The sequence below is a fragment of the Flavobacterium sp. GW823-FHT06G12 genome (genome assembly GCF_058794775.1).
In genome coordinates this window covers 416,726-441,742 of record NZ_JBXAHE010000003.1, presented here as the reverse complement: position 1 = coordinate 441,742, position 25,017 = coordinate 416,726, and the positions used below count along the sequence as shown (strand labels likewise).

14 protein-coding genes are annotated in these 25,017 nt (G+C 34.4%); 4 read left to right on the top strand and 10 right to left on the bottom strand.

The features are described 5' to 3' along the window. The first annotated feature begins 129 nt into the window (after positions 1-129). Both AC1Q5Z_RS14535 and AC1Q5Z_RS14530 read left to right on the top strand, forming a co-directional pair. On the top strand, positions 130-1,926 hold the full coding sequence (locus AC1Q5Z_RS14535) for a glycoside hydrolase family 2 protein (RefSeq protein ID WP_492445539.1): 1,797 nt from the start codon (positions 130-132) through the stop codon (positions 1,924-1,926). Positions 1,927-2,035: 109 nt separating this feature from the next. Next, entirely contained in the window at positions 2,036-2,599 is a 564-nt protein-coding gene (locus AC1Q5Z_RS14530) for a DUF2911 domain-containing protein (RefSeq protein ID WP_492445537.1), read from the top strand. A gap of 75 nt (positions 2,600-2,674) precedes the next feature. Here the strand turns inward: AC1Q5Z_RS14530 and AC1Q5Z_RS14525 are convergent, their stop codons facing one another. Continuing rightward, the gene (locus AC1Q5Z_RS14525) at positions 2,675-3,418 is read right to left on the bottom strand and encodes a response regulator transcription factor (protein WP_286968448.1); all 744 of its coding nucleotides are present in this window, start codon (positions 3,416-3,418) and stop codon (positions 2,675-2,677) included. 135 nt (positions 3,419-3,553) lie between these two features. Between AC1Q5Z_RS14525 and AC1Q5Z_RS14520 the strand changes: the two genes are divergently transcribed. Both AC1Q5Z_RS14520 and AC1Q5Z_RS14515 read left to right on the top strand, forming a co-directional pair. After that, entirely contained in the window at positions 3,554-4,303 is a 750-nt protein-coding gene (locus tag AC1Q5Z_RS14520; RefSeq protein ID WP_198857449.1) for a DUF1349 domain-containing protein, read from the top strand. A 145-nt stretch (positions 4,304-4,448) separates the two neighbouring features. Beyond that, positions 4,449-4,781: a YegP family protein gene (locus AC1Q5Z_RS14515; RefSeq protein ID WP_198857450.1), complete on the top strand. Its 333-nt coding sequence runs from the start codon at positions 4,449-4,451 to the stop codon at positions 4,779-4,781. A gap of 75 nt (positions 4,782-4,856) precedes the next feature. On the opposite strand, the gene AC1Q5Z_RS14510 is transcribed toward AC1Q5Z_RS14515, so the two are convergent. The 9 genes from AC1Q5Z_RS14510 to AC1Q5Z_RS14470 all read right to left on the bottom strand — a co-directional run bounded on the left by AC1Q5Z_RS14510 (position 4,857) and on the right by AC1Q5Z_RS14470 (position 24,912). Beyond that, positions 4,857-6,794: a glycoside hydrolase family 43 protein gene (locus AC1Q5Z_RS14510; protein ID WP_492445535.1), complete on the bottom strand. Its 1,938-nt coding sequence runs from the start codon at positions 6,792-6,794 to the stop codon at positions 4,857-4,859. Continuing rightward, entirely contained in the window at positions 6,795-8,165 is a 1,371-nt protein-coding gene (locus tag AC1Q5Z_RS14505; RefSeq protein ID WP_492445533.1) for a glycoside hydrolase family 27 protein, read from the bottom strand. A 114-nt stretch (positions 8,166-8,279) separates the two neighbouring features. After that, positions 8,280-10,703, bottom strand: a complete 2,424-nt coding sequence (locus tag AC1Q5Z_RS14500; protein ID WP_492445531.1) for a glycoside hydrolase family 2 TIM barrel-domain containing protein — start codon at positions 10,701-10,703, stop codon at positions 8,280-8,282. An 81-nt stretch (positions 10,704-10,784) separates the two neighbouring features. Next, complete coding sequence (locus tag AC1Q5Z_RS14495) at positions 10,785-12,368, bottom strand: glycoside hydrolase (protein WP_492445529.1); 1,584 nt, start codon at positions 12,366-12,368, stop codon at positions 10,785-10,787. Between the two features lie 244 nt (positions 12,369-12,612). Further along, positions 12,613-14,250: a glycoside hydrolase gene (locus AC1Q5Z_RS14490; protein ID WP_492445528.1), complete on the bottom strand. Its 1,638-nt coding sequence runs from the start codon at positions 14,248-14,250 to the stop codon at positions 12,613-12,615. A 1-nt stretch (position 14,251) separates the two neighbouring features. Then, the gene (locus AC1Q5Z_RS14485) at positions 14,252-15,853 is read right to left on the bottom strand and encodes a RagB/SusD family nutrient uptake outer membrane protein (protein ID WP_492445526.1); all 1,602 of its coding nucleotides are present in this window, start codon (positions 15,851-15,853) and stop codon (positions 14,252-14,254) included. A gap of 11 nt (positions 15,854-15,864) precedes the next feature. Then, positions 15,865-18,897 carry a SusC/RagA family TonB-linked outer membrane protein gene (locus AC1Q5Z_RS14480; RefSeq protein WP_343584095.1) on the bottom strand — a complete coding sequence of 1,011 codons (3,033 nt, stop codon included), beginning with the start codon at positions 18,895-18,897 and terminating at the stop codon, positions 15,865-15,867. A gap of 46 nt (positions 18,898-18,943) precedes the next feature. Further along, positions 18,944-20,341, bottom strand: a complete 1,398-nt coding sequence (locus tag AC1Q5Z_RS14475) for a hypothetical protein (protein WP_492445524.1) — start codon at positions 20,339-20,341, stop codon at positions 18,944-18,946. 638 nt (positions 20,342-20,979) lie between these two features. Beyond that, positions 20,980-24,912 (bottom strand): two-component regulator propeller domain-containing protein, encoded by a 3,933-nt coding sequence (locus tag AC1Q5Z_RS14470; RefSeq protein ID WP_492445522.1) that lies wholly within the window; start codon positions 24,910-24,912, stop codon positions 20,980-20,982. Positions 24,913-25,017: the final 105 nt, after the last annotated feature.

The following is a 25,017-nucleotide window of genomic DNA, read 5'->3' as shown; positions in this document are numbered from 1 at the left end:
GATGCTAAGCTACTAAGATTCTAAGTTTTTTTCTAGTTGTCAGGATGACAAAAAAAGCGAGAGAAAAAAACTTCGTGACTTAGTGCCTTCGTGGCAAAACATAAATACAATACAAATAAAGATTACAAAATGAAAAAAATTCTAACATTATTATTCCTGACATCGTTCGCAATTGGACAATCCCAAGGTTTAATTTCTAACGTACCCAACCGAAATACCACTTCTTTAAACGGAGTTTGGAATTATATTATAGATCCATACCAAACAGGCTTTTACAGTTTTCACCTTGACCAATATGACAAAAGTGAAAAGCCGGCAAAAGGAGCTTTTTTTACAAATTACCATGCTCAAAACAAACAGGAATTAGTAGAATATGATTTTGATAAATCGCCTACAATCAGTATTCCAGGCGATTGGAATTCACAGGTTACAGAACTTAAATATTATGAAGGAAATGTTTGGTTTAAAAAGTCTTTCGATTATAATCTAGCAGCTAAAAAGCGTTTGTTTTTGTATTTGGGAGCTATCAATTATAAAGCTGATGTATATTTAAATGGAAAAAAACTAGGAACGCACGAAGGCGGTTTTACTCCATTTAATTACGAAGTCACTTCTGTTGTACAGCCAAAAGACAATTATCTCGTTATAAAAGTGGACAATACGCGTCATAAAGAAGATGTTCCAACGGTAAATACTGATTGGTGGAATTATGGCGGAATAACGCGCGATGTAACTTTAATTGAAGAAGAGGCTTCTTTTGTAGAAGATTATACTATTCAACTAAAAAAAGGCAATGCAAATGTTATTTCTGGTTTTATCAAAATCAATAATTTACAGGCTTCACAAAACAGTGTTTCGATTTCGATTCCAGAATTAAAAATCAATTTTAAAGAAAAAGCAAATGCTCAGGGAATTTTAAACTTCGAAATTCCTGCTAAAAAAATCTCGTACTGGTCTCCTGAAAATCCGAAATTGTATGACGTAACGATTGATTTTAACGGACAAAAATTAAAAGATCAAATTGGTTTTAGAACTATCGAAACCAAAGAAGATAAAATTTTGCTAAACGGAAAACCAATCTTTTTGCGCGGTATTTCTATTCATGAAGAAAATGCAAAAGGCGGACGTGCTAATTCTCCCGAAGATGCCTTGCGTTTGTTAAATTGGGCAAAAGAATTAGGTTGCAATTATGTTCGTTTGGCGCATTATCCGCACAACGAAAATATTATTCGCGAAGCCGATAAAATGGGAATAATGGTTTGGGAAGAAATTCCGGTGTATTGGACAGTAGAATTTACAAATAAAAATACCTATCAAAATGCCGAAGATCAATTAACGGCTTCTATCATTAGAGATAAAAATAGAGCTAGCATTATTATTTGGTCAATGGCAAATGAAACGCCAATTTCGGATGCCAGAAATACATTCATTAAAAATTTAGCTTCACACACTAGATCATTAGATAACACAAGATTAATCAGTGCGGCTTTATTGACCAAAAAAGAAACGATCGACGATCCAATTGGTGAAGTTTTAGATGTTGTGGCTTTTAACCAGTATTTGGGCTGGTACGGCGGAAATCTAGAAGATGCTGAAAAAATAGTTTGGAAATCTAAATACAATAAACCTATTGTTGTTTCTGAATTTGGAGGCGATGCTAAAGCTGGTTTACACGGAGAAAAAAACGAACGCTGGACAGAGGAATATCAGGAATATTTATACATTCAGAATTTAAAAATGATTGAAAAGATTCCACACCTCAGCGGAACAAGCCCTTGGATTCTGGTTGATTTCAGATCTCCAAAAAGATTGCTTCCAGGAATTCAGGACGGTTACAATCGAAAAGGTTTAATTTCGAATGACGGCGAAAAGAAGAAAGCATTTTATATTATGCAGAATTGGTACGCTAAGAAGAAAAAAGCATAATAAATTATATGGCCTATTACCAATTCATTAACAAAAAACAGACTGTAAATTATATGATTTTTCTTCATTATTAACTTACTTTGTAGTTATTCTAAAAAATTGTAATCCTATGAAAAAATTTTATTTACTGGCAGTTACGCTATTTGCTGCCTTTACAGTTCAGGCTCAAGATGTGGTGAAATTTGCTCCATTAGACAATAGTCCTGTTGATATTTCTTATTTCCCAAACAAAGCAGTTAAGTTCAAAAAAACAGATAATCCAAATCCGGTTATCAAAGTTCTTTATGCAAGACCTACTGCAAAAGGAAGAACTATTTTTGGCGATGTTGTAAAATTTGGTGAAGTTTGGAGAGTTGGTGCTAACGAAAATACAGAAATCAAATTCTACAAAGATGTAACTATTGGCGGTAAAAAAGTTCCTGCAGGATACTATAGTTTATTTGCTATTCCAGAAAAAGACAAATGGACTATCATTATCAATAAAGAATTAGATTTATGGGGTAGTTATGCTTATGACGAAAGCAAAGATGTAGTGAGAGTTTCTGTTCCTGTTAAATCTGTAAGCGAAACTATTGAAGCTTTATCTATTGCATTTACAGCTCAAGGTAATATTGCTAATTTAGTTATTGGCTGGGATAAAACAACGGTTGAATTACCTATTACGATTAAATAACAAATCGAATATTTTAAATACAAGAGAGACATTGCAAGATGTCTCTTTTTTTGTTTATAGCTTCTTAAATAATTTTTACAGCGAAATAATTCCCATTACAAAAGCAGTCTGAACTGCTTCTGCCGTATTGGTTACTTTCAATTTTTCGATAATATTCTGTCTGTGTCGTCTTACAGTATAAACCGAAATGTGCATTTCGGCTGCAATTTGTTCGCTTTTGTTTCCTTTTGCAACGCTGGTCAAAACTTCTATTTCTCTCTTTGAAAGTATATTTTCAGTATTGTTTTTATACTTTTCAGATTCAATTACTTGACCTGTTCTAATATTAAAAATCTTTCCTTCAATTCCTGTACGAGGCTGCAAATCTGTTGATGGCAGATACAAGCATAATGCAAGCGAAATACTTCCGTTATTAAACGTGTTTAAATAAATCGTTCGATGATTTATATAGGTAATTTTATCGATAGAATCTTTCATTCTAAGACGGCTCAAAGTGCTGTAATTGCTATATTCTTCTCTCGGAATTTCTTTTAAAAACTGATAAAAATTGAGTTCCAAAACATGACGTTCCACTAAATCTTCTGAATTGATTTTAGTGAAAATGCATTCTTCAAAAGCAGAATCAATTTCAGAATTTTCGTCTGGAAGTCCAAAAACCGAACCGAAACTACCTGCATAGATATAACTTTTGTCAGATTGATAATCGGATAAAACAGCGACACATTGTTCTATTTTGACATAATTGACGACGAATTGTTTATACATTTCGATATCATTAGATTCTCCAATTTCAAATTTTTGTTCTAAAAATGTAGTCATTAATTGGTTTTCGATCGAAGAATTCTGTGGCATTTAGAAAGTATAATTGGTTAATTTTACGTATTGCCCTTTTTGTGAAGCAATTCTATTTTTGGAAAATTAAAAATATTACTTTCTATCCCAAAAAAATAATCTATGAAAACATTTTTTTACAATGCTATTATTATCCTTAGCCTTTCGGCTTTAACGAGCTGCAATACTAAAAACGAAACTGCAAAAACAACAATGAAAGAAGAAACAAAAACAGATTCTGCATTTGTAAATGGTTCGCCGTGTGATATCAAATTATCTTCTATCCATTTTACAAAAGCAGTAAACGGTGCCGACTCGCTAATTAAGACTGAAGCAAATGAAAAAGTAATTTTTAAAGCTGGTGAAAAATCAGATTACTTTTCTGATCCAGACGGAAAATTGTCTAATACTAGCGCGCCAATGCTTTTATCTAAAGTAGACAATACAAAACCTTTTACGCTTACCGCAAAAGTTACGCCTGAGTTTACAGAAAAAGGTTTGTATAATGCTGGTGTTTTATATATTTATGTCAATGACAGTTTCTATCAAAAATTTTGTTTTGAGCAAGACGAAAGAGGCAATCACAGAATTGTAACGGTTCGCACAATGACAACTTCTGATGATAACAATCATGATGTGGTAAAACAGCCTTCTGTTTACATGAAAATCTCTTCTGACACTAAAACGGTTGCAAGTTATTATTCGTTAGATAAAAAGAACTGGCAGATGGTTCGTTTGTATAAAAACAACTACCCAAAAGAAATCTGGATGGGAATAAGTACTCAATGTCCTGTAGATAAAGGAACTCAAAGTATTTTTGAGGAAATTAATCTGGAAGAAAAAAGTGTTTCTGATTTTCGTTTAGGAATCTAAGTTTACTATTTTAAGTTCTTCAATAAAAACAAATTGTTATCATTAAAGTAATTATTTTTTCAAATTGACGTATGATTTATATTACTAAGTTTTGTATTTTTATCTAAAGCAAAATTAATATTACCTAACTTTAAAAATAAACTACATGGGAAAATTTGTAATCACTACTAGAACCAACGGTGAGTTTCAATTCAATTTAAAAGCTGGTAATGGCCAGACTATTTTAACAAGCGAAGGCTACACTACAAAAGCGGCATGCAATAATGGAATTGAATCTGTAAAGAACAACGCAGCTGACGATAATCGTTACGACAGAAAAGAAGCTAAAAACGGAAAACCTTATTTCAATTTAAAAGCTGGAAATGGTCAGATTATTGGTTCTAGCGAAATGTACGAAAGTGTAGCTGCTAGAGAAAACGGAATTGAATCTGTAAAGAAAAATGCTCCTGAAGCTACTATTGATGATCAAACGGCTTAAGTCATGTTTATAAAAGATAAAAGCTGTTTCTATTAATTTAGAAACAGCTTTTTTATTGAAAATTAAATTTTGAAATTACTTCTTCAAAGCCTCAATTCCAGCATGAGTTGGAACAACTTGTTTGATGGTTCCATCTGCATTAAATTCTAATTTGTCGATGCAGACTTCGCGATGAAAACCTCCTGCGTCTCCCATTTTTATTCCTGTTGGATAAGAGAATCTATGATACGTAATATACCATTCGTCTTTGTTCGGAATTTGTAAAACCGAATTGTGTCCTGTTGCATAAATGCCTTCTTCTGGTTTTCCTTGAATTACGATATTGTTTTCTGGAATTTCAAGCGGTCCAGTCGGAGAATTTGAAATTCCGTATCTCACTTTGTATTTTGGACTTCTCGTATCGTCTTCGCTCCAAAAGAAATAGTATTTTCCGTTTCTGTAAATTACATAAGTTCCTTCTCTAAATGAAGGATTTACAGCAATAACTTTCTGCGTTCCAGGTTTTAAAGAAACCATATCAGGATTTAACTCAGCCACTCCCATATACATATTTCCCCAATACAAATAGCTTTTTCCTGTTTTAGGATCGGTGAAAACATCTGGATCAATTTCTTGCCCGTCGTGTATTCCTTCTGGTCTTGTAGCTACAATTGCTTTTCCGCTGTCTTTAAAAGGTCCTGTTGGATTGTCAGAAACGGCAACTCCAACTTTTTGCGCAGCTGTGAAATAGTAGAAATATTTATACTTTCCTTTTATCTTTTTCTCAACAATACAAGGCGCCCAAGCATTTCTATTTCCCCACGGAACATCTTTTTTTAGATCTAAAATAATCCCCTCATCTTTCCAATCCACTAAATTATCTGAAGAAAAGGTTTTGAAATAATATCCAGACCAGCCATCAAATCCGTCGCTTGTTGGATAGATGTAATATTTTTTTGTTTTGTTAGAATACAAAATTTCAGGATCTGCATAATAGCCTTCCAGAACTGGGTTATGATTTACTTTTGCAAGTTTTGCAGGTGTTCCCCATTTATCAGTAATTCTTTTTAATTCAGAACGAGTTATCGGTAAAATAGTTCCATGACGCGGATTAAAATCCATTGAAATATCATTATCAATTACACTGAAATTCTCTAGGTCTTTCGTTTTTGTGAATTGATATCTTCCTTTAGTGTACACATCGTACATCAAAATATACTCATCTGAATTATTCAATTTAAAAACGCTCGAACCTTCTACTCCATCTTTTGTCTGTTGCAGATAATTATCATTTTCAATCCATTTTCCGGAAGTCAAATCTTTTGTAACTGCCACTTTGATTCCAGGCGTATTGGTTTCTGTTTTATAAAAAAGGTGATATTCTCCATCTTTTTCGATGATATCACCATCAATACAAGCGTTTCCTGACTTTGGAACAAACAATAATTTTGGCTCACTTTCTAAGGCAGTAAAATCTTTATTCGCGTAAGCGTAATAAATTTTATCTGGACCTCCAGCATGTTGCATACTAAAGTAAATCATGTATTTTCCAGCCTTTGCATCGTAAATAGTTTGCGGCGCCCAAACACGTTTTAAGTTTTCATTTCCTGGAAATGTAGTTTGGATATTGACAATGCTGCTTTTCCAATTTACTAAATCAGTACTTTTTAATAAAACCATTGCACGGTTGCTATCCCAACCTTTTGAAGAAGTCATATCGGTCAGAACCATGTAAAATGTTTTGCCATCGTCTCCGCGTAAGATATGCGGATCGCGAACTCCTCCTGTCGAACTGATTGCTTTACTATCTAAAATTGGTTTATTATTGTTAAGCGCGTAATAATGATATCCGTCACTGCTTACAGCATAATTAACTGCTTCTTCTTCGACTTTATTCCCTATAAAATAAACAAATAAATAAGCTGTTAAATCTTTTTCGGCAATAACGGGCGGAACTCCTTTTGCTGAATTCTGGGCTTGTATAGAAGTCGAAAGGCTTAGTAATGATATCAGACAAAAAAATATTCTTTTCATTTATTTTTTACTTTTTAATTGATATAAAATAGAACTGTGAGGTTTTAAGTCAGTTCCAATTTCATTTGATGTAGTTTTTGATTTTTCGCCTGTCCACATATTCAAAACTTCAGCCGAACCAAAAATTCCTAAATCAGAAAGGTTTACTGCAACTTTTTGCGAACCGTTATCAGAAATATTAAATAAAGCCAGATAAACACTGCCATCTTTTGGATTTTTTGAAGTGACAGCAATTTTTCCATCTTTTTGGAAAAGCTGTTTTACATCAGTACTTTGATTGTGCATTTTTACGACTTCTTTATTCGTCAATAATGATAATGTAAAAGCGTCATTACTTGGCAAATCTCCTCCAAAAAACAATGGCGATTTGAAAATATTAAAAAATGTAATCAAAGTATATTGTTCGTCTTTTGTCAAACGGGTCATACGGTCTTCACCTCTTTCTCCTCTAATTGAAATACGTCCTAACGGAATCATATCACAATCTGGCCATGTTCCCGGCGCAATGTGCGGATACCATTTTTGAGCTACATCCATTAAATGCGTAATATGAGGCCATGTATCCCAAACATCATCAACCATACGCCACATATTAGCATGTGTAGTTACGTGAGGCGCTGCTTCGATTGGTGTTTCTCCTGGCGATGTACTTAAAACAATTTTACGTCCGCATTTGTCGATTGCGTTTCTTATTAAGTTGATTTCGCCTTCATGATACGGTCTTGATAAATCATCTATTTTTATAAAATCTACTCCCCATTGCGCGTACAATTCGAAAATAGAATCATAATATTCTTGTGCTCCTGGTTTGTCTGCTACAACAGTATAATTGTCTCTTAACCATTCGCATTGTAATGCTGTAGAATAAACTTGATCTGCAGTGATTCCGTTTGCTCCTTTTATTGGCAGTTTATCTTCGACTGCTTTTTTAGGAATGCCGCGCATAATATGGATTCCGAATTTTAATCCTTTTTTATGAATATAATCGGCTAAAGGCTTAAAACCTTGTCCATTTTTTGCTGAAGGAAAACGGTTAACAGCTGGCAAATATCTTCCGTACTGATCCATTACGTAACGTGGATCTGTTTGGTTGTATCCTCCTGCTTTATCATTTTCAACAAACCATCTGATATCGACTACGATGTATTCCCAACCGAATTTTTTCAACTCTTTTGCCATATAATCGGCGTTGGCTTTTACCTCATGCTCTTCAACTGTTGGTCCGTAACAATCCCAGCTATTCCAGCCCATTGGCGGAGTTTGAGCCCATTGTTTGAATTCTTCTTTTTGAAACGTTTTCTTTTGCGCGTTAGTTGCAACAGATAGAAAAAAAGCTCCTATTGTTACCGTAAGTAAGTTTGTAATTTTCATTGTGCTTGGTTATGTGTGGTTTTTACACTTTAAATATAATGAAATTTTATTGTTACCAACGTAAAGAAAACCTAACAGGTTTTTAAAAACTTGTTAGGTTTTTAGATTGATACTTTATTTCACATTAATAGTAACCTCAACAGGCTTTAACCACTGACTTGTAAATTTAACTTTTATAGGCGCTGTAGAATCTCCATTTGCCTGAATATATGCTGCAATATGTCCGTGAAATACACGCTGTACATTATCTGTGTAATCAGTCATGTCGCTGTTATTTCCTGCTTCTAATCCTAACAAAGTTGCCGCACCGTTAATCGTACAAGTAACTTCATTGTCAGAAAGCATTACTGGAAGTCCGTTTTGGTCTTTTACCTGAACCATAATTTTCGCTACGCCTTTGTCTTTGCTAATTGTAATGTCTTTATCAGCAATTGTTAATTCAACTGGCTGTTGTGTTGAATTAATAGCATAACGGCTTACTTCTTTATCGTTTTTATCTAAACCAACTGCTTCTAATTTTCCTGAAGCAAACGGAATATCCCAATAGATAATTCCTGTTTTTTCGTCATACAATTTAGTTTCCCCCACTACTTTTCCGTTTAATTCTAAACGCGCTTTTGCAGCATTGGTATAACAAACCACACGAATTTTTTGTCCGTTTTCATAATTCCAAATTGCCCAAGCATCTTTAGAAATGTCTTTTTCGTTTGTCAACGGATAAGTTCCTAAATATGCCATTGGTTGATCTGACCATAATGATTGACGGAAATAACCACGAGGTTTGATAACTCCAGCAAAATCAACTAAACCAGAATAAAACCCTCTTGAAGGCCATCTTCCTGATTCTCCCAAATAATCGATTCCTGTCCAAAGAAATTGACCGAAAATGAACTTATTGTTTTTTACTGCCAACCAAGGCTCCATATCATGAACATTTTCACTTCCATAAATCACTCTTTTTGGATACTTTTCATGATCTGATTTGTACTTGCTTTCAGTATAATTATATCCTGTAATATCTAAAGCTCCAGGATATTCCGTTTCGTTAGACATTGCAACTCCTGCTAAACCAGCAGTTGTCGGTCTTGATTTGTCGTATTTTTTTACTGCAGCGACCAAACGTTTTGCAATTGCTCCAAGTCTCATGGCATCTGGCGCATCTGGTTTATAACCACCGTAAGCTGCTTGCCCAAAACCGTCTTTTCCTTTATCTAAAACTGGGTGAGAATACGGATCGTTTGGATAATCTACTTCGTTACCAATACTCCATGCAAATACAGAAAGATGATTTCTGTCACGACGTACAAAATCTTCAAGATCTTTTTCGGCATAATCTGCAAAAATATCAAATGAACCTTCAAATCCTGGTGTTCCGTAGTTCCAGCCTTCTAACCATTTGCGTTTTGGAAATTCCCATTCGTCATACGCTTCGTTTAAAACCAACAATCCTAGTTCGTCGCAAAGTTCATAGAAATCTGGCGCTTGCGGATTATGGCTTGTGCGAATGGCATTTACACCAATTTCTTTCAGCGTTTTTAATCTCGTTTTCCAAACTTCTCTTGGAACTGCAGATCCTAAAACTCCAGCATCGTGGTGCAAACAAACTCCTTTCATTTTCATCCATTTTCCGTTAAGGGCAAAACCATTGTTTGGATCGAATGTGAAGTTTCTGAAACCTGTTTGTGTTACTGTTTTATCAATTTCTTTTCCGTCTTTTAAAACTGTTGTTCTCAGTTCATATAAATTCGGATTATCTAAGTCCCATAATTGCGGATTTTTGACATTTAATTTTGTTGAAATTTTCCCGTTTTGTTTTGCAGCGAGATCAACTTTTGAAGATGATTTTGCGACCGATTTTCCGTCTTTTGAAAATAATTCATTTACAACAGTTAAAGCAGATTTTGATGAAGATCCGTTCTCTACATCAACCTCAACATTCAAAGTTCCTGCTCCTTTTTTAACCTCTGGATAAGCGTAAACGCCCCATTGTGCAATATGAACTGGATTGGCATAAACCAACCACACATTTCTATAAATTCCAGATCCAGTGTACCATCTTGAATCGGCGCTTTGGCTGTGGTCTACACGAACTGAAATTGTATTTTCTCCACCAAATTTTACAAACTCAGTTGCATCATAAGCAAAAGAAATATATCCGTTTGGACGTTTTCCTAAAGAATGTCCGTTGATGAAAACTTCGCTTCTATTATAAACTCCTTCAAAATACAAATAGACTTTTTCTCCAGATTTGGTTTTCGGAATATTAATTGATTTTCTATACCAAGCAATTCCGCCAGGCAAATAACCTGTGCAACTTGCTAATCTTGGACTCAACTGGCCTTTTACGCTCCAGTCGTGCGGTACATTTACTTGTTGCCATTTACTATCATCAAATACATTATTTTTTGCTTCTGGAGTTTCCTGAAGATTGAATTTCCAGTTGTCATTTATTTTCTTAGAATCTCCAAACGATATTTGACTGCTTGCAGATAGACACGAAAAGAGTAATACGGGGATTAAGGTTTTCTTTGTAATCATTTTTTTTAAGGTTCTAAGATGCTAAGAGTCTAAGAGTCTAAGCTTCTTTTGTTTATTTAATTATTTTTTTTTGTTTCAAGTTTATTGCAACTCTCCAACAAACGTCACTACAGATCTTGCAGGAATTTCTAGATTTCCATTTTTCTGAACTTCGGCTCTTTTTAGATTTGATGTATCAGAAGTTACGTAAGGTGTGAACTCGTTATTTTTTAAAGTTCCTTTTGATAAATCAAATTTGTATTCTTGCGCCGATTTTCCGCAGTTTACTGCTACTACAATCAGTTTTTTGCTTTGAATATCTTTGTAAGCCGTTAGCATTACATCATTTGCTTTGTCTAATTCGTTTTGGTTTGGAATATCGATTCTCAACATCCCTGGACGAACAAAAAGCGAATAATTTCCTAAAGCCCAAAGCAGTTTTGAATCGTGAAATTCTCCATCATTTCTTACATAATCTGGAGCAGTTCCGCCGTTACTTTTTCCATCGTCTAAATAAATTAAACCATCCTTGTAATCTACTCTTGTTATTGATGTCCACCATTGCCAAGAAGCTGCATTGGCAACCGCAATATCATTATGAATTAAACGAGCAACGAACAAAGCGGTCTGCATTCCTAAATCTCTTCCGCCACCAGAACCGCCAGGGATTTCAGCTTCTCCTGGGTTTTCTAAAATACAGTATTCCGATTGCCAGTATTTTAATCCCGATTTTTGCTTGACTTCTTTAGCAATTAATTTTCGGCTTAAAACCTGTCTTTCAACTGGCCATGTTGTAAAATAACTATGCCCGAGAATTACATTTTTTACATTTGAAAACTTGGTCACATTCGTTTTGGTATTTCCAAAGAAATAATCGATTTGATTGTCACGGTTTTCTGAATTTACATTTTCATACAAATAATCGATTTGAGCGGCCTCTGCAATTACAATCTCAGTACTCATTTTTTTAGCTTTCAATTTTTCTGAAAGTGATTTGGTCAAATCATATATTTCCTGATTGGTTGCTGGTGTTCCTTCCTGACTATTTGTATCTCCGTGTTTTGGCATCCATTCCCATTGCGGTTCATTAATCGGACTAACATAATCGAATTTGATTCCTTCTTTTTTCTCCAATCCTTGAATACTTTGAACTAAGAAATCGGCAAATTTTGGAATTGCACCATCTTTTAGATTCAGTTTATTCTTTTGAGAGGCAAAAGATAATCCGTTGTTAGTCATATAAACTGGAGGACTATTAGTAAAAATAAGAAACTTTTCTACTCCACGTTTTTTAGCCGCCTGCAAAAACCATCTTTGTCCTTCTTGTTTTGAGAAATCATAAGTCCCGTCAGCATTCAGAAAACATTCGCTTCTTCTCCATTCGTCAGAAACTTTACTATTTTCTCCTTGCTCTGTACTTCCTGCCCCAAGATTAAATCGCCAGATCGAAAGTCCGATTCCTTTTGGATTTCCTTGTGCATCTATTTCTTTACTAAAAAGCAAATCTGCAATGGCATTTTTTTTCTGTTCAGGCCAATTTTTACCCACAAACTGTGTTCTCCAGGCATCAGAACCTCCAAAACCATCCATGGTTTGCACTACATTATCTGTGCTAATAGTAACTGTTCGCTGTGCAAATGACATTGAAGTTGTTACCAATAAAAGCGAGATATATATTTTTCTCATTTAATTATTATTTTTCGTGTTGACGTAATTTTTGTTATCGTCTTTTGTCATTTCGCCGAAAGAGAAATCTTCGTAAATAAATCAACCAAGCCCTCATTACTTTGTCGAGTTACTTGTGGAGGTCCCTCCTCCGTCGGGATGACAAGTTTGTGGTTAATAACTTTGTCAAAGTTTTAAACTTTGACAAAGTTTGCACACAATACTACTTATCTTTCAAAACCTAGAATCTTAGACCCTTAGCAACTTATTTATATGTTCCAACATAAGTTACTACTGATCTGGCTGGAATTTCAAGACCAGAAATATCAACCGCTATTCCTTTTTTCAAACTCATTGTTTCAGAAGTAATGTAAGGGGTTAATTTGTTGTCTGTTACTGTTCCGCCTGCAAGATTCAATTTATAAGCTTTTGCTGATTTACTTATGTTTACCGCAACAATTACCAATTTTTTATTTGTAGCATCTTTATAAGCTGTAAGCATTACATCATTTAATGCTGTCGAATTATCGATGCTTGGAATCTGAACTCTCACCATTCCTGGTTTTACGAAAAAAGAAAAGTTTCCTAAAGCCCAAAGTGTTTTTGAATCTCTGATGTAACCGTCATTTTTACAGTAATCTGCATTTCCTGCTCCATTACTTGCTCCATCATCAACATGAATTAAACCATCTTTGTAATCGCCACGGCTAATTGCTGTCCACCATTGCCAAGACGTTACACCTCCAACGGCAATATCAGTACTAATAATACGAGCTGTCCAAAGTGCCAATGACATTCCTAAATCTCTTCCTGAACCAGCTCCACCTGGAAGTTCTGCAGTTCCCGGACTTTCTAAAACGCAATATTCAGATGACCAAAGACTAACTCCGCCAACAGACTGAATTTTCGCAGCGGCAGCTTGTCTTGATGAAATCATTTCACTTAATGGCCATGCCTGCCAATAACTGTGTCCAGAAATTGTCTTTTTTACATTGCTTAAACTGCCAATGTTTTTAGTAGAATTGGTTGCAAAAAAGTAATCAATCTGATTGGATCTGCTTTCTTTTCCTGAAACAGTCTTGTATAATGGTTCGTAAGCTCCTGCTTCTCCAACTACAATTTTGGCTTCTAATCCTTTCGCTTGTAATTTTGGAGAAAGGATATTGACAAAACTGTAAATATTGGCATTTGTCGCTGGAGAACCTTCCTGCCCGCTTCCATCCCATTCGTATTGCGGTTCATTAAACGGACTCACATAGTCTATTGTTAAACCGTGTTCTGTTTTTAGCTTATCTAAAGATGTTGTCCAAAAATCGGCCAAGTCGGGCATTTTACCATCTTTTAAATTGTAAAATTCTTTGATTGTAGCATGTGCTTTTCCGTTTTGAGTTAAATAAACTGGAGCACTGTTGGCAAAAGCTAAAAGTTTGTCTACACCACGTTCTCTCGCGGCTTTCATAAACCAAACCTGCCCCGCTTGTTTTGTCATATTATACGAAACTCCGTCTCTAGTAAAACATTCCGATCTTCTCCATTCGTCGGTAATATCACTTGCTTCGCCTTGTTCTGCACTTCCTGCTCCAAGATTGAAACGCCATAATGATAAACCGATTCCTTTTGGATTTCCGTCTGCATCTACACCTTGACTGAATAATAAATCTGCTATTTTATTCTTTTTATCAGTAGGCCAATTTTTTCCAATGAAATTACATTGCCAAGCATCCGAAGCTCCAAAACTTTCCATTGTTTGAAGATTCATATCTAAACTAATATTCAATTCTGCTGTGCCGCTTTCTGAACTCGAGCTATCAGATTTATCAGAATCGCAGCTCATAAAAAGCGAACTTGCAGAAAGCAAGCCTGCACACAGCAGACTTACTTTATTTCCTTTTAAGATGCTCATCTTAATAACCAGGATTTTGTTTGATTAAATTACCGCTTAAATCAATTTCTAATTGTGGAATTGGCCATAATAAGTGCTTAGAAGGGTCAAAGTTGATTCCTTTGTCTTGCGGTTCTCTCAAATTGGTTGTTTCATAAGGGTCTGTAGAACTCAAATTATACTTTACAAAGGTTCCGTTTGGTCCCATTAAAGATTCGATAACTGGTCTTCCTGTTGTTGGATCTTTTTCGCGACGGATATCAAATAAACGAAGCCCTTCAAAAGCCAATTCTAAACGACGCTCTTTGTAGATTTGTTTCAATAAAGTTGGTCCAGAAATTCCTGTTTTTGGATCTAATTTTACACGAGCTCTAATTACATTGATATCTGTTAAAGCATCTCCTCCTAAATGATAATTTGCTTCTGCTCTTGTCAAATACATTTCTGCTAAACGAATCAACGGAATATTTAATGGCAAGTGACCGTCTTTTTTATCTAATGAACGACGTGTTGCAATTGGAATGTAATATTTACGGCAAATACGTCCTGATTTGTTATCGTTTAAACTGAATTTATGAGTTGGATTTAAAACCTCATCTCCGTAAGCAGCTTCTCCCCATTTTGTAATGGTGCTTCTACGACGAATTACATCATTTTCAGAAAGATAAGCATTTTCTAAATCGCTTGTTGGCATACACCATCCCCATCCGTCCAAAACATCGGCGGCATCATTACTTGGAAAATTCTTTTTGTCTTCTCCTCTTGCTCCCGCTAAAGTTGGTAATGCAGAACCTAAATCTCTATTTTGAACTGATGAAGATTGTGCTTCTAAAATCGATTCAATTCCGTTATGATTGTTTACATTCCAGATATTTAAGAAATCAGCCTCAAGCGCAAAAGGCCCTTCAGTGATTACTTTGTTTGAATATGTTTTAGCTTCAGCCCATTTTTCTTGAAACAATGAAACACGAGCTAATAAAGCATAAGCTGCCCATTTGTTTATTCTACCATCTTTATTTACAGGAGCGCTTTCTAATTTTGCTGCCGAATCTTTAAGATCTGTTTCAATTTGCGCATATACGTCTGCCGCAGAGCTTCTTTCTAAAGTTAAATCTCCTGTTCCTAAAGATTTTGTATACAACGGAACTCCTCCAAAAAGATTTACCAATTCGTAGTAGCAATAAGCACGCACGAATAAGGATTCTCCCGTATATTGGTTTTTCTGCACATCTGTAAGTGGCGATGAAGCCATTCTCTCTAAACCAATATTAGCCGATTGAATGGTGTAATAATGTGCAGTGTAGATACTGTTCATATCTCCCATATTATCTGGAGTAATTAGATACTGTGAAGCAGGTCTGTGCGCACCACTGTCTTGTCCGGTGTTTCCCATCCAAGCGTCATCGGTTGACATTTCGTTCGTTACTCTTGGCGCTACTAATGTCCACCAGTCGTTAGGAAGCAACAACCTTTTTGTTAATTCGTTGGTATAATTTTCACACTCTTGTACTGTTTGAAAATAGTTCTCTAAAGTCTGGGTTCCTCTTTGTTCTTTTTCGATGAAATCACTACAAGAAGCTGAAAACAAAGAGAAAGCTATGATTGATACTATAATTTTTTTCATGATCGTTTTGATTAAAATGCAACATTAAGCCCCATCAAGATTGTTGGCTGTACTGGATAGTTCCATCCTCCAAAACCTGATCCTTTTACTCTGTCTCCTTTATCAGGATCTCCTCCGGCTACTTCAGGATCAACTCCTGTGTATTTTGTCCATGTCCATAAATTCTGTCCAGACAATGAAATTCTCAATTTATCTAAACCAAATTTGTTGTAGAAAGAATATCCTAACTGTAAATTTTTCATACGAACGAAAGAACCGTCTTCAACATAAAGAGAAGAGAATTTGGTAAAGTTTTCATTGTTATCATCTTTTGATAAACGCGGAATGTAATTTGAAGTTCCTTCACCATGCCAAGCCATTTGCTCTAATCCGCTAACTTTGTTTGTTAGACTTGCACCATTATATAAATCTGAAATGTTTTGGTTTACAATTTCGTTTCCAATGCTAGAATAGAAATTAGCAATTAAATCAAAGTTTTTATAACCAAAGTTTAAATTCAGACCTACGTTGTAATCTGCCCAAGGAGAACCAATTTTTGTTCTGTCTTTTTCATCAATTTTTCCATCACCGTTTACATCTTTAAAACGAACATCTCCTACTTGTGCATATGGCTGTAATTTGGTTCCGTGTTGATCTGTATGTGAGTTTAATTCGGTTTGGTTTTGGAATAATCCATCGGCAACATATCCGTAGAAATATCCTGGCACATCGCCTTTTACAGTCAAAGTTCTGTTTCCAGATCCATATAGTTTCTCGCCATCAGCAGAAAGCGTTAGCATTTCAACATTTACGGTTGTAAAAGTCAAGTCTACACCATACGAGAAATCGCCTTTTTTATCTTTATAAGAAAGCAATAAATCGATACCGCTTGATCTCATAGAACCAACATTTGTCCACATAGTTGAATATCCTGGAAATCCGCTGTAAGTTGGAAACTGTTTTAAGAACAACATATCGTGGGTTTCTTTTTGATAATATTCTAATGAACCTGAAACTTTATTTTTCCAAAATCCGAAATCAAGTCCGAAACTCATATCTTCTACCGTTTCCCATTTAATGTCTTTGTTTGCCATTGAAGACGGATAAGAAGTATCTACTACTTCGCCACCAATTGTATAATAATTTTGTCCGATATTAGATTGGTAAACCGCATCTGGCAAACCTTGATTACCTACTTTACCCCATCCTGCTCTTAATCTAAGATCACTAACTACATCTTTTGCAGATTCCATAAAACCTTCGTTTAAAATTCTCCAAGAAACCGATGCCGAAGGGAAATTTGCCCATTTGTTATTGGTCATGAATTTAGAAGAACCATCACGTCTAAATGTTCCTGTGAAATAGTATTTACCATCGTAGTTATAAGAAAAACGAGAAATATAAGACATCAACGAACTAGACCAGCTGTTACCTTTACTGTCTTTGTTTTTAGTAGCTGCATTTAGCTCTCTCATTGAATCTGAATTGTTTGGAACACCTTCACCGTAACCCCAAAGATTATTTCCATTGTATTCTTCCATTGTGTTACCAATCATCAAAGAAGCATTGTGTTTTTCTGCAAATTTTTTAGAATAGGTAATGGTATTTTGCCAAGTCCAATCAACATTTGTAGTATTCCATTTTTCAATACTATTGATTTCTTGCTTTTCGTGTGCTGCATCAATTACAAAATCGGGCGTAAATTTATTTCTTGTTTCATCTCCAACTTCAATAGACGCTTGTGTACGAAATACTAAACCTTTGATTGGTTCGTATTGCAAATATCCGTTCGTATTTAAGTTGTACTTATTGGTATAATCATCATAACGCTTTACGGCAGCAACTGGATTCCATACGTAAGAAGGAGATCTTGCATAAATGCTGTATTCATTTTCAGTTCCGCTTAACTGGTCTGCTGGTTTGTAAATTGGCGTAATTGGATCAATTTTATCAAAATCTGCCCAATTGTTTGGTGCTCCCCAAGTTTCATAACGAGGGTTTAAAGTGATTCCTGCTGAGAATTTATCTGTGAATTTAAAATCATTTGCGATTCTCATTGTAACTCTTTCCCAACCTCCAACACCATACATTGAATCAGAATCGTAATAGTTTAAACTTATAGCGTAAGTGTGTTTATCAGATCCTCCAGTTACACCTAATGAAGCATTTGTAACAGGGGTTCCAGTTCTAATTCCTGCTTTCCACCAATCTGTAGTTTTTCCTCTGTATTGAGAAGGATTCGGAAGATAATCTGAATAACCTGAATTGTTATAAGCCGTGTTCATTATTCTTGCATAACCTTCGGCATCTGCCATATTGTAAGGATTATTCATGATCTGCATACCAGAGCTCAAATCAAAATTGAATCTAGTTTTTCCAACTTTTCCTTTTTTAGTTGTAATCAGAATAACTCCATTCGAAGCACGAGAACCATAAATTGCGCTTGCAGAAGCATCTTTTAAAACCTCCAAAGATTCAATTTCGTTATTGCTTAAGAAATTAATGCTCGTTCCCATCGGAATTCCGTCAACTACGTAAAGCGGATCTGTGTTTAAGTTTAAAGTCGAAATACCACGAATTAAAACTCTTGGTTGTGCACCTGGACCTCCTTGCCCTGTTACTTGCACCCCAGAAACTTTTCCTTGAAGTGATTCGGCAACGTTACCAACAGTCATAGTTTGCAATTCTTTTCCTTTTACAGAAGATATCGAACTCGTTACATCGCTCTTTTTAACCGCCGCATAACCTACCACAACTATCTCATCCAATGCTTGGCTAGCTTCCTGCATTACTACACTAATCTCTGTTTTATCTCCAACTGGTACAACTTGAGAAGTAAAACCAACGAATGAAAATTCGATTTGTGCATTTTTATTTGGAACATTGATTACATAATTTCCATCAAAATCAGTTGCTGCAGATGTTGAAGTTCCCTTCACCATTACATTCACTCCCGGAATCGGCACATTGGCTTTATCCTTAACAGTACCTTTTATTTTTATTTGTCCAAAAGATACAGCAGTACACAAAAGGGCAATAAAAAATCCTATATATTTAAATTTCATATTAAGCTGTTTTATTTGTTAAATGTTACAACAAGGTTATAACCAACTATTTTTTTGTTATAAATACTCTTTCCAACTCAGTATCTAAAACTACTTTGTAAACTCCATGTGCTGCAGGATATTTAGCATTTCCGTTTTCTCCTGGTGACATTGTTGCAATACCATTTTTGATTAACCTCCAAGATGGATCCCACCATTGTCCTGTAAAAGTCGCTTCTAGAGTTCCTGTCAAAGTATATTCTCCAACTAATTGATATGGATTGCTTGCATTATTTGCTAGATGAAGTTTTGTAACTACCCAAGCATTCCATGTATCCCAGTTTGCACCGTCGATTCCGCCACCACAAACACTTACGAATGGTTTTCTTTGTGCAGCATCATCATGCCATAAACCGTTTGCAACATCTGCCCAAACTTTGCTTGTTGGTGTATATTTCTCTACAGTATATTTTAGTGTATTTGGATTTACTTTAATCTTATAATATCCTTTTGTAGGTAAAATAATTGCTGTTGAAGTCACATCGTCTACTAATTCTCCAGCTGCATTTAAACCAAAACAATGCGGTGCAAAATCTGATTCTTGACCTAAGAAATAAACTTCTTTGTTGTCTTTGTCAGCATAATATTTAAATTCGAAATCTTGTCCATCCTTCTCATGGAAATACATTGGAACTCCCACTGCATCTGTCGTTAGGTTTGTTCCCTTTGGCTGATCGCATAAATAAATTGCAGGATATTCGTTTGTTGCTACAATATTTACGTTTAATGATCCTGTATTCGGAATTGCAAATTTGTCTTTTGCAGTAATCGTTAATACGTAATCTGCAGCAGTTACAGGCAAAGTGTAAGTTTTGTTGAAAGTATAAGATTGAGGAGAATCTGTTAACTGTATCATTTCGTCAATGCCAAGAGCCTCACATTTTACTTGTATATAATCAATTCCCGAATCGTCGTTTACGACAAAATTTACAGGCATTTCATTACTTGTAGACAACAAGATAACTGCACCTTCTTTTGGTGTTATCATTGTAATGCTTGGCGGTGCAAATTCACCATCAAGGCGTAAATTGATTTCTTCGTTTACAACATTTCCAGAAACGTCTGTAATTACCAATTTTATTTTAAAAGATTCAGAAGTTCCTCTATTTGCAGGAACTTCAAAAAAGTAACTTAAATCGTAAGTTTTTAAAAGCGGATCTGTTTTAAAGCTAATTACTTTATCTAGTGATAATTCTGGAATTTGAATTTCTACACTTTTTAATCCTAAATCGTCTGCAAGTGCAGCTTTGATTTCAAATTTTCTACTCGGAGCTCCATAAATCTCTTTTGTAGAAACTACCACCGTAGGATTATCAGAACTTGGAAATCCTGATTCATTATTTTGACATCCGGTTACAAGAAAGCCAAAAAGGGCAAGAAAAAATAAAAATACATTTTTTTTCATTTCTTTAGTTTTAAGGTTAGGTTAGTTAGTTTTCTTTCTAAAATGAAAGCTTGTTTTAATTTTGTAGGTTATTCAAGGTTTTACTATTTTTTGTCTGAGGCAGCAAAAAAACAGCATTACATAATTAAGTGGTCATTTTCATATTCTATTGAGTTTGGTTAATTGTTAGATATTTCCTTTTTTTTGATTTTACTTCAGGTTATTTAAGTGTCATTTTTAATTAACCCGCAGTTTATTTTTTTTAAACTGCGGGCTGATAAGTAACGCAAACCAATCATTACTGATCTAAAATTTAAAGAGTGCTCACCTCTTTAAACAGATAACAAACTATCTTGATATTAACACTTATAACTAACAGCAATAATCTAATTCGTGATTGCTATTACCGCAAAGAAATGTTTAAATAACACTTTTAAGGAGGGGTAAATTGGAAAAAAAAGGAGGTCAAAATTGCAATTAACTATTATTTTGAAATAAATTTTAAAGACTATTAAAAAATAAGACAGTATTTTTGAGAAATTTATAATTATTGAAAAAACAGCATTTTTTCAGCTAAAACGTTTAAGTTGAATAGAAGATTTTAATTGATTTTTTAAAAAACAAGAAAATAATGCAGTAACAAAATAATGTTAGCTGCATTATTTGATGATATTCAAGTCAGAATTAAATGACGTTTTATACTTTTTTATATATTCTGAAGGAGTCATTCCAAATAGTTTTACGAATTGCTGTCTGAAATATTTTGGGTCTTCAAATCCAACTTCTGTACTTGCTTGTGTGATGTTCATATCTTCAGTCAGCATCAACATCGCTGCTCTTCTAATTCGCAATGAACGAATAAAAGCATTTAAAGTTTGCCCAGAAATAATTTTGATTTTGGTATAAAGCGTTCTATGGCTCATTCCCATTTCTAGGGCGAAAGTTCGAATTGTAAAATCTTTTTTATGAATATTAGCTTCAACAATTTCGATGCATTTTTTAAGCATCTGCTGATATTCGACCGGAACTTTCTGCGTGTTTTCTTTTAATGTAATACTGTCTAAGAAATAAGTGCGTAGATTATGACGGTTTCTTAGTAAAGATTCAACACGAGCCGTAAGAATATCATCGTCAAAAGGTTTGGTGATATAATCATCTGCACCTTCATTAATTCCTTGCAAATGCGTTTCTGGGTTTTTAGATGCTGTCAATAAAATAACTGGAATATGCGATAAGGTGTTGTCTTCTTTTATTCTTCGACATAATTCTAAACCATCCATTTCTTCCATAGTAATATCACTAATGACAAGATCTGGCATATGTTTTTTAGTCATTTTTAAACCTTCTTCGCCATTTTCTGCGCTATAAACAATGTAACTATCAGCAAAAAGCTTAATTAGATAAGCTCGAATTTCTGCATTATCATCAATGATTAAAACAGTGCGTTTATCGGTTAACATTGTCTTTTTGAAATCGCTATCTGCAATTGAAGTTGTTGCTGTCGAAATCGGTTCTTCTATTTCATCAGGAATTAATTCGTCAAACAATTGGCTTCTCTGCGGTTTTTCATTGGTAATTTCTACATCTTCAAAATGACTGTTTCCTTTTAAAAATGCCAATTTAAAAGTGCTACCTTTTCCAGCTTCACTGCTACAAGTTACAGATCCTTTATGTTTGTCAACAAAATATTTAACAATATAAAGTCCAATACCAAAACCGGTTCCAACAGAAACTTTTGAATTAATCTGTTTGAATTTTTCAAAAATAACATCAATGTCTTTCTTATCAATTCCGTCTCCGTTATCCGATATTTCTAGAAAAACCTTTTCATCGTTTTCTGTCAAAGTCAGATTGATTTCGCCTCCAATTGGTGTGTATTTAAAAGCATTTGACATTAAATTGAATAATGAAATTTCTATCTTTTCATAATCGCCAATAATAGTAATTTCGTGATTTGGAATTGTAAAATTATAATTGATGTTTTTATCTTTTGCCTGATTCACAAAACATTGATAAACTTCATTAGAAAGATTATTTACATTAATTGGAGATAAACGCAAAGCATCGGCATCATTTTCGGCTTTTCTTAATAAAAGCAGTTGATCTACCAAACTCAATAATCTTCTGGCATTTCGATGCGCAATAGCCAAATCGCTTCCAGAAGAACCGTTCTCGACATTTTCTTTCTGTACTGCTTTTTTTAACGGATTTATGATTAGCGAAAGCGGTGTTCTAAATTCATGCGAAATATAAGTAAACATAGACGACTGCTTTTCTGCAATCTCTTTTTCTTTCTTACTTTCAAGCTCGGCGATTTTGACCTTATATTTTAATTTTTCTTTGTTTTTATTGTAATCAAGATACAAAAACAATAATCCGCCAATTGCTAAAAGATATAGAGTATAGGCCCACCAGGTTCTGTACCAAGGTGGTAAAACTTCTATTGAAATGAGACTGACCTCTTTATTCCAACCTCCTTTAAAATTGGTTGTTTTAACTTTAAAAGTATATTTTCCTTCAGGAAGTCTTGAGTAATTTGCTTTTCGGGTCTGTCCTACATAATTCCATTGCTCATCCCAACCATCTAAAAAATAAGCATAATTTATCTTGTCTGCATTGTTGTAATCTAAAGCAACAAATTCTAATGATAGAGTCGTTTGATCGTATTCTAAACTAACCTCTTTAATTTTATCAGAATCGGTAGCAACTTCTGCATTTGTTTCTTCAATCAACTGATTGTTGACATAAAAATCAGTCAGTAAAATAGTATTCTTTTGATTGAAGCCTTTTATCGATTTAGGATAAAAAATATTAAATCCGTTAATTCCTCCAAAAAGAAATTCGCCAGATGAAAGTTTAATTCCGGCATTAAAACTAAACTGATTGCTTTGAAGTCCATCATTTACAGAGAAATTACGGAAGGTTTTACTTCTTTTATCGTATCTGCAGATTCCATTATAAGTACTCATCCACAAGTTGCCTTCACTATCTTCTAGTAATCTTAAAATAGTATTAGAAGGCAAACCATCGTCAATAGTCTGTCTTTTAAAAGTATTTGTTTTTCTATCAAATAATAGCAAACCTCCTTCTTGAGTTCCTATCCAGAGATTTTTATTTTTATCTTCATAAATACATCTAATAGGGTTTCCAATTGCTTTTTTAGTGATTTTTTTAGTGTCTTTATCAATTGACAAAAGTGAAGTGTAATTTCCTGCCCATAACTTTCCATCTGAAGTTTCGGTTATGCATTGCAGGTTATCAATCCTTTTATCAAAAAGTTCAAAAGCATCTTTATTTCTATTTAAAAGGTACAACGAACCTTCATTTGTAGCACTTGCCCAAATATTTGATTTTGAATCTTTAAATACAAACCAGATATTTTTCTCGGTTTGTTTCGTATGAGAATTATAACAAGAATAGTGTTTTACATTATTCGTATTCTTGCTTATTTTATTGATTCCGCCCGCCCAAGTAGAAACCCAAATGTCATTATTATTATCGCGAACAATTCCGGTAATAAAAGGGCTAGAAAGCGAATTTCCATAATTGGTGTACGAATTGTTTTTTCTATCCCAATATTTCAAGCCTGCGCCGTCTGTACCTACCCAAACATTCTTTTTTTCGTCTTCACAAAAAGATAAAATAAAATTGTCGGCAGGATCTTTAGCATTATAACGAATACTTTTAAAATACTTTGGAGTATCGCTCAACATACTGATTCCGCCGCGAAGCGAGCCAAACCATTTGTTACCTGATTTATCTTCATATAGACTCCAAACCGAATTGCTTTTGGCTAATTGTTCATTATAAGCAAGAAGATTTTTACTGTTTGGATTGATATAGAAAATTCCGCAGCCGTCTGTCGTCACCCAAGTTATTCCTTTTTTATCCACCAAAGCATCAGTAACGCTGCACTTATTCGAAAAATAATTTTCTGAAATCGAACCCGATTTTGTGTTTAATAAAAAAAGTCCTTCGTCGGTTCCTAATAAAAGATTTCCATCAGAAGAAAGTTTCATCGCTTTTACTCCTATCGAAAGCGGAAAAACAATTTTTAAGTCTTTTGCTTTATAATCATAAGTACAAACTCCAACATTGCGAACGTATATCCAACATCCCAATTTCTCTTTATTTTCTTGAATTGCAATGGCATCGTAATTAGAAATCGTAATTCTATTTCCTAATGCATTTAAAGGAATATGTTTACCTATAAAAGAACCATTTTCAAAAGCCAATAAACCTAATTTCTGCGAAGCGACTAAAACTAAATTATCTGAAACCGAACGCATTTGATGTATAATATCTTGAAGCACTTTTGGTTTATCATCCCACAACGTATACTTAACGGTATGAAAAGACGCTTTTGTTTTATCGTAAATACAGATTCCGCTTGTTCCTCCTACCCAAATATTATTTCTAGAATCACCTTCAATATTGTAGATTGTATTGAACAAAAGCGATTTTTTATCGTTTATTCTGTTTCTAAAAATTTTAAAATTATAACCGTCATATCGGTTTAAACCATCGTAGGTTCCAAACCACATATATCCTTCTTTATCTTGGTAAATTGTAATTATGGAATTGTTAGACAAACCGTCTGATATGTCAAGGAATTTGATGGGGTAATCTTGTGAATGTAGGGAAGAAGAAACCCCTAATAAGAATAGAAAATATAGAACAAAAGGCTTCAAAATGAG